Raw genomic sequence first — 15,525 nt, forward strand, 5'->3', positions numbered from 1 at the left:
CGAATCCGTCTCGCAGTCAAGTCGATTCGAGAACCTCACCACGTCCGACCTGCTGAGGGAGTCAACCATCGCGAGCGCCTTTCGCTCGAACTCGAGACGTTGACCCTGGCGCGTTCGCGCCAGATACCGATGCCCAAACCGTATGGACTCGTGGAGGAGTTCGGAGCGCTGGTGATGGAGCGGGTGGAGGAACGTCGGATCATGTCGTCGGGGGTGCCCGAGCGCCAACGCATCCGGGCCTTCGTGGCAATCGGCCGGATCTGTCGCCGGTGGCACGAGATCGATGCGGACGTCGTCGAAGGAGCGGTGGTGATGAGCCCTGACGACATCACCACAGCGATCCGAGGCGACGCAGCAAGACTCGGCGACTTCGGGCTCGGTCCGATGAAGGCGACATGGTGGCCAGGGATACTCGATGAACTGGTTCCGGACGACCTCGACGTCGCGCTCGTGGCGACCCACGGTGACCTCCACCTCGGCAACGTGTTGATGACCGGTTCGTTCGACCCCCTTTTCGTCGACGCTGCGCTGGTCCGCGCACCTGCGATCCACGACGTTGCGCACCTCTCGACGAGTATTCGGACGTCGCGCGCGGCACTGACCGGTGGCGTCGCGAACCGCCTGCGCGTCGAAAGGCGCGTCAGCGCTCTGATGGCGGGCTTCGGACTCCACGATCGGAGGTTGTTCGCGCTCGACGAGCTGGCGATCATGCTCGATCAGTGGTCCGACGTCCGCACCGACCTGGCGATGGGTCAGGGTCGACGGGTACGGGCAGTCGGGGTTCGATTGGCCGACCGCCTCTTTTCGACGGAGCTCGAACGCTGGTACGACCGGGTCGTGTCGATCAGGTCCGACTCGCCCACCTGAGCATTGCATCCGCCACCGTGCGTCCCGCAGCCTCCCAGCTCGCTGTCTCCATCAGATGGTCGCGAAACGCCTCTCCCATAGCCTCCAGCCCTTGCGGATCAACGACCATCTCGTCGAGCACGGAGGCGAGTGCCACAGGATCGTGGGGAGGGACGAGTCGACCGTCGATGCCGTCACGAACCTCGCTGTCGAGCGATCCGACACGGGTTGCGAGGACTGGCACCGCCTGCGCTGCGGCATGATGCAGAACACCGCTCTGTGATGCGGAGTGGTACGGCAGCACGACGAGCGAAGCCAAACGCAGGAGCGAGGCGGCCTCCACCTGTTCCAGATACCGGAATTCGAACCGCAGGCGATCGGTGATGCCGAGTCGCTCCGCGTGAGCGACAAGTGCCGCTGGATCAACGTTGGCGGTGGGATGGCCGGCCACGACGACTCGCACGTCGAGATCGTGGGGCAACAGTGCAACGGCGTCGATCAGTGTCGGGATTCCCTTGCTCGGACGGATTGCGCCGAAAAAGAGCACCAAGAGGCGACCGTCGAGTTCGAAGTGCTCGGCGAGCCGAGCGACAACGTCTTGGTCTGGCTCGCCGATCGGGGCGGTGCCGTGGATCGCTATCGCGATGCGATCGGGCTCGATGGATCGATCAGCGAGCATCAGATCCGCGACGACCCGACTCAGGGCGATGTGGCCGTCGAGTCGACCGATCCGGTCTCCGAGACGCGTCAACGCGAGCGAGAGCGACGACGAAAAGCGGTGTTCCCTGTCACTGACCTCGTGGACGAGCTCCACAACCGTGATGCCGCGACGCCGGAGGGACCGGCGGACAAACGGGCCGGCCGGGTTGAGCTGCGATCTCGTCACCTGAACCACGTCCGGACAGAGCTGTGCGGCGCTCTGCGCCGCCTTCCACAACGCTCGCGACAACCGGACGGCACGGAACACTCGTCGGAGCCGCCGCCTCGACACCTCGACGAACTGACGAGAACGGTCCGCGTGCAACCTCGGGCGTTCATGAACCGGCCAGAGCTCGATCCCGGTGTCGACCGCGAACGGACGCTCCTCACCCGTGAATTCGTATCTCGACGAAGTGAAGAGTGTGACCTCGGGTCCGGCAGCGGCGAGCGCAGCACAATACTGGTCCGCGAAGTGGGCCAATCCGCCCTCTCCGACCGGTTCGATCACCGCGACTCGCAGTGGGGCAGCGAGCTTCGAATCGAACGGAGCATTCCGGCTGCGGGCTGACTGCACCCGCTGCATACTACGGTAACCCTCGTGACGCAGGCGGTGACCGATCTCTCGTTGGTCATCGATTCGCTCGAATCCGGCGGGGCGGAACAGATGCTCGTGCGCCTGGCCCCCGCAATCGCCGCACGCGGACGCACCGTGCGCGTCGACGTTCTCACCGATCGCGTCGACAAATCACTGTCGTCCATCCTCCGCGAGGGCGGAGTCACCGTCGAGACACACGGGTTCGCCCGCATCGCCGATCCTCGCAGATTCGTTGCACTCGACCGCTACTTCCGAAGTCGGCCGGTGCGCATCATCCACACCCAGCTCGAAGCGTCCGATGTGGTCGGAACGCTCCTGGCCCGACGCCTCGGCGTCCCCGCTGTGTCCACACAACACGTCTTCGGCGACGATGCAGGACGCCGCGCAGACGCACGAACACGAGTGCAGCACGTGATCCTCAGACATCTCGGTGCCCGGACCATCGCCGTGTCGAACGCCGGGCGTGAGCACCTGATCAGAACATGCGGTCACCGGCCCGAGAACGTGGTGGTCATCCCGAACGGCATCGATCTTCCACCTGTTCCCTCACCCCGAGACCGGCGAGCTGCTCGACAACAGCTCGAGCTCGCGCCGACTGTCGGCGTGATCATGTGCTGCGCCGTCCTTCGGCCGGCGAAGGGGATCCAACGAGCGGTGGAAGCGATGGCGGCTCTCGGCGACGCACACCTCGTGGTGATCGGTGACGGTCCTGACCGAGCGGCACTGGAGCGACTTGCGGATAGGTTGGGTGTCGCGGAACGGGTCCACTTCCTCGGACGGCGGACTGACGTGATGGAGATCCTTCCGGCGGCCGATGTATTCGTCCATCCGACCCTGCAGGATGTCCTTCCGACCGTCATCATCGAGGCGATGGCATCGCAGCTGCCCGTGGTGGCGTCCAACACAGGTGGCGTGCCCGAGTTGGTCCTCGATGGGTCGACCGGAACCCTTGTCACCCCTGATCTAACCGATCAACTCGTCGAGGCGATTGCGGCCTACCTCGAACAACCGAACAGTGCCAACGAGCACGGTGCAGCGGGACGCGCACGCGCCGCGCACCTCTTCACGCTGGGCGGCCAGGTCGATCGCCTGCTGGAGATCTACGACCGTGCGACCTCGCCACGGGATGCCGGATGAGTTCTCGACCGACCAGACCGAGCGCTTCCGGTCTGATCGTGTCGGTCGTCGCAATGACGCTCCTCCTGGTCACCGGATGTTCGCCGGTGATCGACCGGTCGGCCATGCCGGACGGGAACGACACACAGAGCGGCCTCGAGATCGACTCCGGGCTCAAGCCGACCAAACAGGCTGAGCAGGTGGCCGAATCGCCTGCGACCGAGACCGGCCGTGACGATCGCTCGGGACGGATCGAACTGTTCCCGAAGGCAGATTTCCTCCGGGAACGCATCCCGGACGATCCACGGATCGATCTGCGCAGCAAGCAGATCATCGAAGGGCTGAACCAGCCGGGCGATCCGGCATCGGCGATGCTCGTCGACTACGGGATCCCGATCTACGTTGCTGGGCCTGACACACCTCTCGTCGAGATCAGCTGTACCGACACCGGCCGTGGTGTCTGCGGTCCTGAGCGGCTCAGCCCCATCAGGATGCCCGCCGGCGCAACGCCGAACGACGGGTCTGACGGTGCGTTGGTGATCGTAGACACCATCGGGAGAACGACACACGAACTGTGGCGTGCATCCGAGCAAGCCGATGGCTCTTGGACCGCTCAGTGGGGTTCGAGCAACGACATCGACGGTGATGCGATCGCTGAGAACGGGGGCTCGGGCTCGGGCGTGTCTCGTCTCGGCGGTGTCATCACGGTCGACGAACTCGCAGCGGGAACGATTCCTCATGCGCTCGCCATCGCTTCGAGTGCGACATGTGCGCAAGCCTGGCGTGCGCCCGCGTGGACGACCGACGGCCGCACGGAATCTGACGATTGCATCGAAATGGGTTCCAGACTCCAACTCGATCCCTCGATAGATCTTGACTCCCTTTCGCTCACGACCGCCGAGCGAATGGTCGGCGAGGCCCTGCAGGTCTACGGCGGCTACATCGTCGACTCGAGCGCGTCGGAACTCGCGCTGTTCGTCGAGCGCGAGGACGAGGCACGCAACGGTGAGATCGGGCCGGTCGCCGAGATGATCGGGTTCAGGTGGGACTACGACCCGCTCTCGGGTCTTCCGTGGGACCGTCTCCGAGTGATCGACGCTGCAGTGACGTGATCCCAATCCGTGGTGCCTCATGGACGCACTCTCGTCGCGCAAGTGGATGAGAGCGAATGTCGGCCTCAGCGCAGGACGGGCAGATCGACAATGTCGGCGCTTCATGTCTGAGCCCGGACCGGCATGAGGTCCCACGAACTCGAGTTGGATGGAGACCAGCACGTCATACAATCGCGATCCTCGGGTCAGCAGCTCCGCCCGGGATAGGCCGGTCGGGGCGTGACCACGTAGTTCTCACCGTCCTGCACGAAGAACGTCAGTTGCGTCGCATCTTCGAACAGGTCGCCGATGACGGCACGGTCGAGCTCCACGCACTCCGTCGCCGAAGCCAGGTCGATGCCCGTGTCGGAGGGCCATTCGACGACGGTCGCGTCGGCCACGATGTCGGCACCCGCCATCGACATCGCGATGAACTGGTAGGCCGTCGGCTCGTATACTGTCGCCCCGCCGAGGTTGTCGTCACCGAAGATCGATGACGGGTCGGTTTGGATCGTGGTGAGGAATTCGAGCAGCGCCTGACGTTCCGGCGTCGACTCTGCCGGCTCGGTGCCCGGGCCACCACCGATACCCAGGGCATACGCCTCGTGCCGGTAGGTCGTGCCGTCCACCGTGATCGTCAGGACCGACGTCGCTGCGTCCGCCACGACCAACTCGGCGTCGGTCGAGTAGTCGGCATCGGTGAGCAGCCCGGCTGCGTCCGCCGCAGCGATCAGAGCATCGACACCGGCGGGGGTCACGGTCTGCACCTGGTGCACCGGCAGAAGCGGACCGGGGAAGATCGCCGTGGAGACGCCCGGACCGATCAGCGTACGATCGGCCGAGACGAGGACGATGGGTGGATCCTGGAAGGCGAACTGGCTGGTCGTGAATCCGCCGGGCGTGGTGTACGAGAGGATCGGCGGGGCGGGCTGCTCAGCGTCGGCGGGCGGCTCGGTCGTCGGTGGCGTGGGCGGTGCGGTTTCGGGCGGAGCATCGGGCGATTCGGAGATCGGGCCGGCATTCGTTCCGGGCGGAGAATCGGTCGTGTTCGAACTCTGCACGCTGTCGCCCGTCGAGTCGCTCCCGCATGCAGCCAGAAGGCCCAGAGCCGGTGCTGCGAGGGCAGCGACCAGGAAGGTTCGACGTCGGAAAGTTGATTCCATGTCTGTTGGACGCACGGAGAGGGCAACCGGTTCCCGATGAGCGGCGGAAAAGCGGACGAGGTGGTGACATCCATCCCGTGGTGACATCCATCCCGGATGGATGTAACCAACTGGACACAAAGCCCCCGTCGGTCGGATGCATCCGATTGGACCTCGTCAGAAGGGCCCGGTCGCAACGTGTCGATTACGGTGGCCCGCATGAGTCAAGAAGTACGCGGCATCATCGCAACAGCCAAGGGTGAACCGGTCTCGATGGAGACCATCGTCATCCCCGACCCCGGACCCAACGACGTCGTGGTCACGATCGACGCCTGCGGGGTGTGCCACACCGACCTCCACTACCGCGAGGGTGGCATCAACGACGAATTCCCGTTCCTGCTCGGCCACGAAGCCGCCGGCAAGGTCGAGTCGATCGGTGACCGGGTCACCCACGTCGAGGTGGGCGACTACGTCATCCTCAACTGGCGTGCGGTGTGCGGCGAGTGCAGGGCCTGCAAGCGCGGCGAACCCCAGTACTGCTTCGACACGCACAACGCGTCCAAGAAGATGACCCTCACCGACGGCACCGAACTCTCCCCCGCCCTCGGGATCGGAGCGTTCTGCGACAAGACGCTCGTCCACGAGGGCCAGTGCACCAAGGTCGACCCTGCCGCTCCCGCCGAGGCCGCCGGACTGCTCGGGTGCGGCGTCATGGCCGGCCTGGGCGCGGCGATGAACACGGGCAACGTCACTCGCGGCCAGAGCGTCGCCGTGTTCGGCTGTGGCGGCGTCGGTGACGCCGCGATCGCAGGCGCCCAACTCGCCGGCGCGTCCACGATCATCGCCATCGACATCGACGACCGCAAGCTCGAGTGGGCCACGGGCTTCGGTGCCACCCACACCTTCAACTCGAAGAACGGCGACCCGGTCGAGTTCATCCGCTCGGTCACCGGCGGCAACGGCGCCGACGTCTGCATCGATGCCATCGGCCACCCCGAGGTGTACAAGCAGTGCTTCAACGCCCGCGACCTCGCCGGCACGGTCGTGCTCGTCGGCGTGCCGAATCCCGAGATGACGCTGGAACTGCCGTTCATCGACGTGTTCGGTCGTGGGGGGTCGCTCAAGTCGTCGTGGTACGGCGACTGCCTCCCCGAGCGTGACTTCCCGATGCTGATCGACCTCTACCTCCAGGGGCGCCTCGACCTCGACGGCTTCGTGTCGGAGAAGATCGGTCTCGGCGACGTCGAGGAAGCGTTCCACAAGATGGAACGTGGTGAAGTGCTGCGGTCCGTCGTCATGGTGTCCGGCCAGTGAGCATCGAACTGGTCACCACCAACGGCATCTTCGCCCTCGGCGGAGGCGAATGGGAGGTCGAGAACAACATCTGGCTCGTCGGCGACGACAAGGAGGTCCTGATCTTCGACGCGGCCCACGACCATCAGCCCATCGTCGACGCCGTCAACGGACGGAGGGTGGCGGCCATCGTGCTCACGCACGGTCACAACGACCACATCAACGCTGCGGTGGCGTTGCGCGACGCAGTCGACGCTCCGATCATGCTCCACGAGTTCGACCGGTTCCTGTGGGACGTCGTGTATCCGGACCACGACTTCGACCGACCGATCGAGCCGGGACGCACCGTGAAAGCAGGGGGCCACGAACTCGGCATCCTCCACACCCCGGGCCATTCGCCTGGCTGCTGTTGCTTCCACGACGTCGCGAGCGGCGCAGTGATGAGCGGCGACACGTTGTTCTGCGGGGGTCCGGGAGCAACAGGGCGCGTGTACTCCGACGAGCCGACGATCCTCGCCACCATTCGCGACGTCCTCCTCGAACTCCCGGACGACACCGTCGTCCACACCGGCCACGGCGACAGCACCACCATCGGCGCCGAACGCCAGGGAGTCGTCGGTCGCATCGCCGAACTCGGCCTCGGATGAACCGGTTCATCCGACGCACACACCTGCGTTCGAAGCGGCGGGGCTGATGCCGGCGCGGGTCGTCGAAGGAGTGGTCCACCACTACGACTGGGGCGACACGGAGTTCATCCCGAAGCTGCTCGGACTGGCCGGTCGGGGCAAGCCCTGGGCCGAGTTGTGGCTCGGAACGCATCCGAACGGGCCGACGACGCTCGACGACGGGACGCCGCTCTCCGCGCTGAGCGGGCCGCTCCCCTACCTGCTCAAGGTGCTCTCGGCCGCTCGACCTCTGTCCCTCCAGGCCCACCCGACCCCCGAGCAAGCCCGTTCGGGCTTCGCCGCCGGGGAGTTCGCCGACGACCAGGCCAAGCCCGAACTCCTGGTGGCGCTCACCGAGTTCGAGGCGCTGTGCGGCGTTCGCCCCGAGGCCGCGACGGTCGCGCTGCTGCGCGGCATCGGTGCCGACGAACTCGCCGACATCGTCGCCTCCGACGGATCGGGTGCTGCGATGCGAGGTCTCTACCGTTCGACGATCGACCCGGCGTCCACGATCGCAGCGTGTACGGGCCGGAGTGAGCCCGAGGCGGTCTGGGTGAACCGGCTGGAGGAGCTGTATCCGGGTGAGGCGAGCGTGGCGGTCAGCTTGCTGCTCAACCTCGTGGTCCTCCAGCCCGGAGACGCGCTCCACCTGACCGCCGGCAACCTCCACGCCTACCTCTGTGGGTCGGGCATCGAGTTGATGGCTGCGTCGGACAACGTCGTGCGCGGCGGATTCACCTCGAAGCATGTCGACGTCGATCTGCTCCTCGACGTCGTCGACCCCACCCCGCTGGAACGGCCGATCATGGCCGGCACCGACGGGCGATACCCGCTCCCCGAGGCCGGCGTGATCCTCGTGCGCCTCGATCCGGGAGCGTCGCATCGGTCGACCGGTCACGAACTCGCGATCGGCCTCGACGGCACCACGCTGTACCTGTCCCCCGGCACCTCGGTGTTCGTCGACAGCACGACGTTCGTCGTGACCACCCCCTGAACCCCGGACCGACCTCGCAGGCGTTCGTCACGATCGCCCTGCGCGGCGTCGGGTCGTCTACTTCTTGCGGATCTCGACGATCTTCTCGTTCGCTGCGTTGACGTCGTCGCCCTGCTCCTCGAGCAGTTTCGCCCGGTCCTTGTCGGCTTCGCGCTTCGCCTTGTCCAAGTCGGCGCGCTCCAACGCGGCGTCGATGCCGTGCTCGTTGATGAACTCGGCCCATTCGACGAGTTGGTCGACCATCTCGTCCTCGGGCACGACCGCGACGTTCTGACCCTTGATGAACAGGTGACCGCGCTTGTTGCCCGCCGCGATGCCGATGTCGGCGTCGCGGGCTTCACCAGGACCGTTCACCACACACCCCATCACGGCGACCTGCAACGGCAACTCACGCTCGCCGAAGGCCTCCATGGCCTCGTTGGCGACCTTGATCACGTCGACCTCGGCGCGGCCGCACGAGGGGCATGCGATCAGGTCGACGTTCTTGCGTTCGCGCAGACCGAGAGCCTCGAGCAGCTGACGTCCGGCCTTGGCCTCCTGCACCGGGTCGGCCGTGAGCGAGTAGCGGATCGTGTCACCGATGCCCTCCATCAGCAGCGTGGCGATGCCCGCGGTGGCTTTGATCAGCCCTGCCGGGGGCGGACCGGCCTCGGTCACCCCGAGGTGCAGCGGATGCTTCGTGACCTCGCTCAGCGCCCGGTACGACTCGACCATCAGCGGCACCGACGACGCCTTCACCGAGATCTTGATCAGGTCGAAGCCGACCTCGTCGAAGTACCGCATCTCGGTCTGGGCCGACTCGACCATCGCCTCGGGCGTGGCCGAACCGTACTTCTCGTACAGCTTCGGGTCGAGGGACCCGGCGTTGACACCGATCCGGATCGGCAGGTTGCGATCCTTGGCTTCGCGCGCGACTGCCTTGATGTGCTCGGGCTTGCGGATGTTGCCCGGATTCAGCCGCAGCCCGTCGACCCCGGCCTCCATCGCCGCCATCGCCATCTTGTACTGGTGGTGGATGTCGGCGATGATCGGCACCGGCGACCGGGGCACGATCTGGGCGAGCCCTTCGGCGGCCTCGATCTCGTTGCAGGTGCAGCGCACGATGTCGGCACCGGCGGCCGCCAGCGCGTAGATCTGCTGCAGGGTGCCTTCGACGTCGGCGGTCTTGGTGATCGTCATCGACTGCACCGTGATCGGCGAATCGCCCCCCACCGGCACATCACCGACGGTGATCTGGTTCGTGACCTTGCGTTCAGCAGCGGGAACAACTTCCATGAGAACAGTCAACCACCCCACCAACCGAGTGGCCGCTCGCACAGCAGAAGGTCCCCCGCACCCGAGCACCCGCTCGACGTCCGTCAGGGTCTGAAAGCGACGCCGAGCGCAGCGAGGCTTGGAGCGCCGAGGGCGGGCGGTGGGGTCAGAGAGGATCGGAGATGTCGAGGTACAGGCCCGCGAACATGAACATGAAGAGGAACACGACCACCGCCATGGCGAAGGGCATGAGCCGTTCGACGTCGGCGAAGTACCGCTGCTTGCCGCCTCGGATCCCTTCACGGATCCGCTCGTAGACGGCGATCAGGGCGTGGCCGCCGTCGAGCGGGAGCAACGGGAACATGTTGAACACACCGACGAACACGTTCAGCACGGCCAGCAGCCACAGCACGCCGAAGATCCCCTCGGAGTCACCGACGTCGTCGGAGAGTCCCGTCACTCCGACCAGCGTGACCGGACGAGTGGCGAGGTCGTCGTTGGAGCCGTTGACGTGGGTCACCAGGTTGACCGGGTTCAGCGCCTTGAACACACCCTGCGTCGACTCCCAGGCCGTGGGGACGATGTCGGTGACGGCGTTGAGGGCCGCAGCGGGGACGCTGTGCTGGATGAATTCGACCGGGCTCCCCGAACCCACTCCGAGGTAGGTGGTACCGAACGCAGGGTCGTTCTCGGGGACGTCGGTGCGAGCGGCGAGACCCACCGGAACGGTCTGCTCGGTGCCGTCACGGACGATCACGATGTCGACGACGTCGCCGGGTGCGAAGGACCGGACCGCTTCGCCGAGTTCGACCGAACTCGAGACCTCGATGCCGCCGACCGAGACGACCTGATCGTCCACCCGCAGCCCCGCCTGCTCGGCAGGCAGACCCTGCTCTGCGTTGCTGATGAACACCTCGGGAGCGATCGATCGTTCACCCTGGCCGACGTAGACGACGAACAGCAGGCAGATCGCGATGATCATGTGCATCAGCGAGCCGCCCGAGATCACGAGGAGGCGTCGGGGGAAACTCTTCTGTCGGTACGTGCGCTCTTCGTCGGCCTCGGGGACGTCGGCGTCCATCTTGTGCATCCCGACGATGCGGACGAATGCGCCGAGCGGCACGAGTCGTACGCCGTACTCGGTCTCGCCCCGGCGGAAGCTCCAGAGGCGTGGTCCCATGAACATGAAGAACTGAGTGACCTTCATGCCGGTCCACTTGGCGGTGAGGAAGTGCCCGGCCTCGTGGAGGAAGATCGAGATGACGAGGCCCACGACGAAGACGAACCACCACACGTTGAGCGTGTACAGCCACACGAACAACCCGGCGAGGGCGAGCATCGCCACCTTTCCGCGCCACCCGTCGGCGAGTTCATCGTCGTCGACCTCCTCGGCGGCGCCTCCGGCGACGATCTCGCTGCGGATCCTGTCCATCCGGGACGCGGCGACGGGCGGCGCCGTCAACGGCGTGGGTGGCGGGAGGGGTTCGACCCGGTCGGTTGGTGAAAGTTGATCTGTCATCGCTTCTCGACGATCTCTTCGGCAATTCTCCGGGCGACTTGATCGGCTTCGATCACGTCGGCGACGGACGTGGGGGTTGCACCATCATGGCGGTCCAGTACGTCAACGCAGACGTCAGCAATGGCATTCCATGCGACGTTTCCGGAAAGAAAAGCTTCGACGGCGACCTCGTTCGCAGCGCTCAGCCAGGCCGGAGCGGTGCCGCCGGCGCGTCCTGCCTGGTAGGCGAGGTCGAGGCAGCGGAAGGTCGTCCGATCAGGTGGTTCGAAGTCGAGGCGCGACAGGGTGGTCCAGTCGATGGTTCCGAACGGCGTGGCGATCCGGTCCGGGTAGCCGAGTGCGTACCCGATCGGGAGGTGCATCGTGGGCATCGACAACTGAGCGATCGTGGAACCGTCGCTGAACTCGACCATCGAGTGGACGACGGACTGCGGGTGGACGACCACGTCGATCCGGTCGTAGGAAGTGCCGTAGAGCTCGTGCGCCTCGATCACTTCGAGGCCCTTGTTCATCAACGTGCTGGAGTCCACCGTGATCTTCGGGCCCATCGCCCACGTCGGATGAGCGAGCGCGGACTCGACCGTCACCTCCGCGAGTTCGTCGGCGGTCCTGTTGCGGAACGGACCCCCACTGGCGGTCAGCAGCAGTCGGCTGACCTCGCGATCGGGCGAGTACGACGAGCGGAGACATTGGTGCAGCGCACAGTGCTCGCTGTCGACCGGTACGAGTTCGGCGCCCGGTGTGGCCCGGAGCGGCTGCACCACCGGACCGGCCGCGATCAGGCTCTCCTTGTTCGCGAGCGCCAGCCGTTTGCCGGCGCGCAGCGTCTCGATGGTGACCGTCAGTCCGGCGAATCCCACCACACCGTTGACCACGACGTCGGCGACCTCCACGAGATCGGCCGAGTCGGCGACCACCTCGACGCCCGGACAACGCCGCTGCACTTCGAGTCGTGCCGCTTCGTCGGCCATCGCCACCAACCGAGGACGCAACGCCTCCACCTGGGCCACCACGACGTCGACCGACGAGCCCGCACTCAGCGCCGTCACCTCGTACGCACCCGGCTCGCGTTCGTTCTCGGCCGCGACGACCTCGACGGTCTGCGTGCCGATCGATCCGGTCGACCCGGCGATCGCCACACGTGTGGTCATCGAACAGTCGTGTCCACGTCACAGGCGGACACGAGTGCGGACGCCACGTTCAGGTACCGGCGACGGCCGGGACGAACTCGGTCCACGGCGTGACGACCAGGAACAGGTAGTACACGCCGGGCAGGGTGAAGAGGAAGCCGTCGAAGCGGTCGAGCACACCGCCGTGGCCCTTGACGATCGTGCCGAAGTCCTTCACGTCGAGGTTCCGCTTGAACATCGACTCCGTGAGGTCGCCGAGCGGCGCGAGCAGCGAGATGACCATGCCGAGCATCAGCAGGTGGCTCATCGAACTCCAGGTGTCGCTCAGGTCGCGGAGCCCGACGATGACCATCACCAACAGCGTGAGGATCGTGCCACCGAGAGCGCCTTCGAGCGACTTGGCGGGGCTGATCCAGCCGCGCAGCGGCGTACGACCGAACGCCGAGCCGAGGAAATAGGCCCCGACGTCGTTGGCGACCACGCCCACGGCGAGGAGGACCAGCGTGTCGGTACCCCACGGCGTGCCGTCGGCGTACAGGGACGAGGAGAGGTTGGAGTAGTCGAGCAGCATGCCGACGTAGGCCCCCAGGACGCCGATCCACACCACGCCGAGCGTGGTGATGGCCATGTTCGGCATCGGCCCCGACTCGATCGACGACGCTCCGATGAACCCGAGTGCGCCGGCGAGGAAGGCGAACGCCACGACCATCGTGACCCCCGCTTCTCCGACCCAGTAGCCCGCCAGTGGGGCGACGACGATCGCCGTGACGCCGGGTGCCACCGCCGGGCGGTAGCCCTTCTCCGTGACCTTGCCGAAGTACTCGATGCCGGCGAGCGCCAGCACGACGGTGGCGAACAGCAGTGCTCCGAGCGGTCCGACGAAGATGGTGAGCCCGAGGAACACGACCGCCAGGCCCACACCGGTGGCGATCGCCACCGGGAGGTTGCGACTGTCGCCACCGGCGACCGGGTTCCCAGCCGACGGTGGCCGCTGCTGAGCTCCCCCGCGGCGTGACGGTTCGGGTCGGCGCGGCATCCCGGAGGGATCCGTCCCGATCGTGATCCGGCCCGGTTCGCGCGGCGGACGATCGGCGATGATCGCGTCGGTGACGGTCGTGGCGGCGAATGCGTCGTCGATCACCCGAGGTTCGACCACGTCGGACTCGGCGGGATCGTCCTCCCAGCTCAACTCCCCGGTCGGATCCGACGGTCGGTCGGCGATCTCGGGGACCCGGGGTGCGGTTGCGCCCGGAGTGGTGAGCGTGCCCGACGGCTGGTCGACGCTGTCGCCCTCCTTCCACACCGGCGACTCCGACGTGAAGGTCGACCACACATCGAGATCGTCGTTCTCGCCCGGGGCCTGTTGGACCGCATCGATCTTGGGCATCTCACCCGTCGCAGGCTCGGTCCAGTGCGGAAGTGGGCCCGTGGCATCGTCACCGAAACTGAGCCCTTCGCGCTCGGCGGGCGCCCCTGGCGGTGCGGACCTGTCGGGGTTCATCACACCGCCGGAATCGTCACCGAAGAGCGGTCCCCCGAACTCGTCGTCACCGAACTCGTCCATCGAGGACTCGAAGCGGCCCGGCCGTCGGCCGCCCTCGCTCTGATCCCCTGTGCTGTCGTTGCGCCAGATGTCGTCACTCATGGGTTCCTCTCGCTCGATCGGCGGTCGTCAGACCTCGAGCAGCTCCTGCTCCTTGTTGTCGAGCGCCGCGTCGATCTGGTCGACGTGCTCGGTGGTGACCTTGTCGAGTTCCTTCTCCGCCCGCTCCAACTCGTCCTCGGAGACCTCGCCCTCTTTCTCCTCGGCCTCCATCGACTTGCGGGCGTCGCGCCGCAGGTTGCGCAGCGTGATCTTGCCGTCCTCTGCCATGGCCTTGGCGACCTTGACGTACTCCTTGCGACGGTCCTCGGTCAACTGCGGCAGCGAGAGTCGGATCGCGATACCGTCGTTGTTGGGGTTGACGCCGAGGTCGCTCTCGCGGATCGCCTTCTCGATCGCCTCGAGAGTGCTCCGGTCGTGGGGCTTGATCAGCAGTTGGCGAGCCTCGGGCACGGAGATCGACGCCAGTTGCTGCAGCGGGACCTGGGCTCCGAAGTAGTCGATCGTGAGCCGGTCGACCAGGGCGGGTGTGGCGCGGCCCGTGCGCACGGTGGAGAACTGCGAACGGGTGTGCTCCACCGCCTTCTCCATCTTGTCCATCGTCTCGAGCAGGGTGTCTTCGATCACAGATCGCAGGCTAGTCCCTGGTCACCGCCGCACCAGGGTGCCCTCGGGTCCACCCTGGACGATGCTGCGCAAGGAACCCTCCACGGACATGTCGAACACGACGATCGGGATGTCGTTCTCCCGGCAGAACGCGATGGCCGTGGTGTCCATCACCTTGAGGTCCTTGGTCATCACCTCCATGTACGACACCTCGTCGTACTTGACGGCGGTGGGGTCGGTGCGCGGGTCCGCAGAGTAGATCCCGTCGACCCCGGAGTGGGTGCCCTTGATGACGACATCGGCCTCGATCTCCGCTGCGCGCAGCGCGGCAGCGGTGTCGGTCGTGAAGAACGGGTTACCGGTGCCGGCTGCGAAGATCACCACCCGACCCTTCTCGAGGTGGCGCACCGCACGCCGACGGATGTAGCCCTCGGCGATCCGGGGCATCTCGATCGCCGACTGGACTCGGGTCTCCTGACCTTGACGTTCGAGCGCATCCTGGAGGGCGAGTGCGTTCATCACCGTTCCGAGCATGCCGATGTGGTCGGACTGGGTGGCGTCCATCCCCTTCATCGAGCCTTCGCGGCCCCGCCAGAAGTTGCCACCGCCGACGACCACCGCGACATCCACGCCGAGATTGGCCCGGAGGTCGATGATCTCCGTCGCCGTCGCATCGAGGGTGTCACCGTCGAGTCCCTTGCCCGAGCCGCCGGCCAACGCCTCACCCGAGGGCTTGAAGAGGATCCGCTTGAACGACGGGCGGGGAAGCGACTCGGGAGATGGCACGAGCAGCGAGCGTACCGCGTGTGCCCCGACCCGCAATCGGCCGGCACCCACCGCGCCCACCCCCATCCGGTGAGTCTCTCTCGCCCCCACCCCGACGCAGACTCACCGCACCACCCACCCTCCCACCACCGGTGAGTCTCTCTCGCCCCCACCCCGACGCAGACTCACCGCACCACCCACCCTCCC

General features: G+C 66.4%; 15 protein-coding genes. 7 read left to right on the top strand and 8 right to left on the bottom strand.

What is annotated here, in order from left to right:
* The first annotated feature begins 150 nt into the window (after positions 1–150).
* Positions 151–867 (top strand): phosphotransferase, encoded by a 717-nt coding sequence (locus tag ABJK40_RS03885; protein ID WP_348510159.1) that lies wholly within the window; start codon positions 151–153, stop codon positions 865–867.
* Here ABJK40_RS03885 and ABJK40_RS03890 read toward each other — a convergent pair.
* The gene (locus ABJK40_RS03890) at positions 845–1,393 is read right to left on the bottom strand and encodes a glycosyltransferase (RefSeq protein WP_348510161.1); all 549 of its coding nucleotides are present in this window, start codon (positions 1,391–1,393) and stop codon (positions 845–847) included. The genes ABJK40_RS03885 and ABJK40_RS03890 overlap by 23 nt on opposite strands.
* On the opposite strand from ABJK40_RS03890, the gene ABJK40_RS03895 reads away from it, so the two are divergent.
* Genes ABJK40_RS03895 through ABJK40_RS03905 form a run of 3 tightly spaced genes read left to right on the top strand, consistent with a single transcriptional unit; the run spans position 1,286 to position 4,368 of the window.
* Positions 1,286–2,113 carry a hypothetical protein gene (locus ABJK40_RS03895; RefSeq protein ID WP_348510162.1) on the top strand — a complete coding sequence of 276 codons (828 nt, stop codon included), beginning with the start codon at positions 1,286–1,288 and terminating at the stop codon, positions 2,111–2,113. The genes ABJK40_RS03890 and ABJK40_RS03895 overlap by 108 nt on opposite strands.
* A gap of 30 nt (positions 2,114–2,143) precedes the next feature.
* A complete protein-coding gene (locus tag ABJK40_RS03900; protein ID WP_348477937.1) occupies positions 2,144–3,277 on the top strand; it encodes a glycosyltransferase in 1,134 nt (377 codons plus the stop codon).
* Between the two features lie 38 nt (positions 3,278–3,315).
* Entirely contained in the window at positions 3,316–4,368 is a 1,053-nt protein-coding gene (locus tag ABJK40_RS03905; protein ID WP_348510160.1) for a hypothetical protein, read from the top strand.
* A gap of 185 nt (positions 4,369–4,553) precedes the next feature.
* On the opposite strand, the gene ABJK40_RS03910 is transcribed toward ABJK40_RS03905, so the two are convergent.
* Positions 4,554–5,510, bottom strand: a complete 957-nt coding sequence (locus ABJK40_RS03910) for a hypothetical protein (RefSeq protein WP_348477935.1) — start codon at positions 5,508–5,510, stop codon at positions 4,554–4,556.
* Between the two features lie 198 nt (positions 5,511–5,708).
* On the opposite strand from ABJK40_RS03910, the gene ABJK40_RS03915 reads away from it, so the two are divergent.
* The 3 genes from ABJK40_RS03915 to manA are packed head-to-tail and all read left to right on the top strand — an operon-like array spanning position 5,709 to position 8,441.
* Positions 5,709–6,803: an S-(hydroxymethyl)mycothiol dehydrogenase gene (locus ABJK40_RS03915; RefSeq protein ID WP_348477934.1), complete on the top strand. Its 1,095-nt coding sequence runs from the start codon at positions 5,709–5,711 to the stop codon at positions 6,801–6,803.
* Positions 6,800–7,429, top strand: a complete 630-nt coding sequence (locus ABJK40_RS03920) for an MBL fold metallo-hydrolase (protein WP_348477933.1) — start codon at positions 6,800–6,802, stop codon at positions 7,427–7,429. Before ABJK40_RS03915 ends, ABJK40_RS03920 begins: the two co-directional genes overlap by 4 nt.
* Before the next feature lie 46 nt (positions 7,430–7,475).
* Positions 7,476–8,441, top strand: a complete 966-nt coding sequence (gene manA, locus ABJK40_RS03925) for a mannose-6-phosphate isomerase, class I (RefSeq protein WP_348477932.1) — start codon at positions 7,476–7,478, stop codon at positions 8,439–8,441.
* A gap of 57 nt (positions 8,442–8,498) precedes the next feature.
* On the opposite strand, the gene ispG is transcribed toward manA, so the two are convergent.
* The 6 genes from ispG to pyrH form a co-directional block, all read right to left on the bottom strand.
* On the bottom strand, positions 8,499–9,716 hold the full coding sequence (ispG, locus tag ABJK40_RS03930; protein WP_348477931.1) for a flavodoxin-dependent (E)-4-hydroxy-3-methylbut-2-enyl-diphosphate synthase: 1,218 nt from the start codon (positions 9,714–9,716) through the stop codon (positions 8,499–8,501).
* A 145-nt stretch (positions 9,717–9,861) separates the two neighbouring features.
* Entirely contained in the window at positions 9,862–11,214 is a 1,353-nt protein-coding gene (locus ABJK40_RS03935; protein ID WP_348477930.1) for a M50 family metallopeptidase, read from the bottom strand.
* Positions 11,211–12,365, bottom strand: a complete 1,155-nt coding sequence (gene dxr / locus ABJK40_RS03940; RefSeq protein WP_348477929.1) for a 1-deoxy-D-xylulose-5-phosphate reductoisomerase — start codon at positions 12,363–12,365, stop codon at positions 11,211–11,213. The genes ABJK40_RS03935 and dxr overlap by 4 nt, the downstream gene beginning before the upstream one ends.
* Before the next feature lie 49 nt (positions 12,366–12,414).
* A complete protein-coding gene (locus ABJK40_RS03945) occupies positions 12,415–13,989 on the bottom strand; it encodes a phosphatidate cytidylyltransferase (RefSeq protein WP_348477928.1) in 1,575 nt (524 codons plus the stop codon).
* 27 nt (positions 13,990–14,016) lie between these two features.
* Positions 14,017–14,574, bottom strand: a complete 558-nt coding sequence (frr, locus tag ABJK40_RS03950; RefSeq protein ID WP_348477927.1) for a ribosome recycling factor — start codon at positions 14,572–14,574, stop codon at positions 14,017–14,019.
* 21 nt (positions 14,575–14,595) lie between these two features.
* A complete protein-coding gene (pyrH, locus tag ABJK40_RS03955) occupies positions 14,596–15,339 on the bottom strand; it encodes a UMP kinase (RefSeq protein ID WP_348477926.1) in 744 nt (247 codons plus the stop codon).
* Between the last annotated feature and the right edge of the window lie 186 nt (positions 15,340–15,525).

The sequence above is a fragment of the Ilumatobacter sp. genome (assembly GCF_039969435.1).
Classification (GTDB): domain Bacteria; phylum Actinomycetota; class Acidimicrobiia; order Acidimicrobiales; family Ilumatobacteraceae; genus Ilumatobacter_A.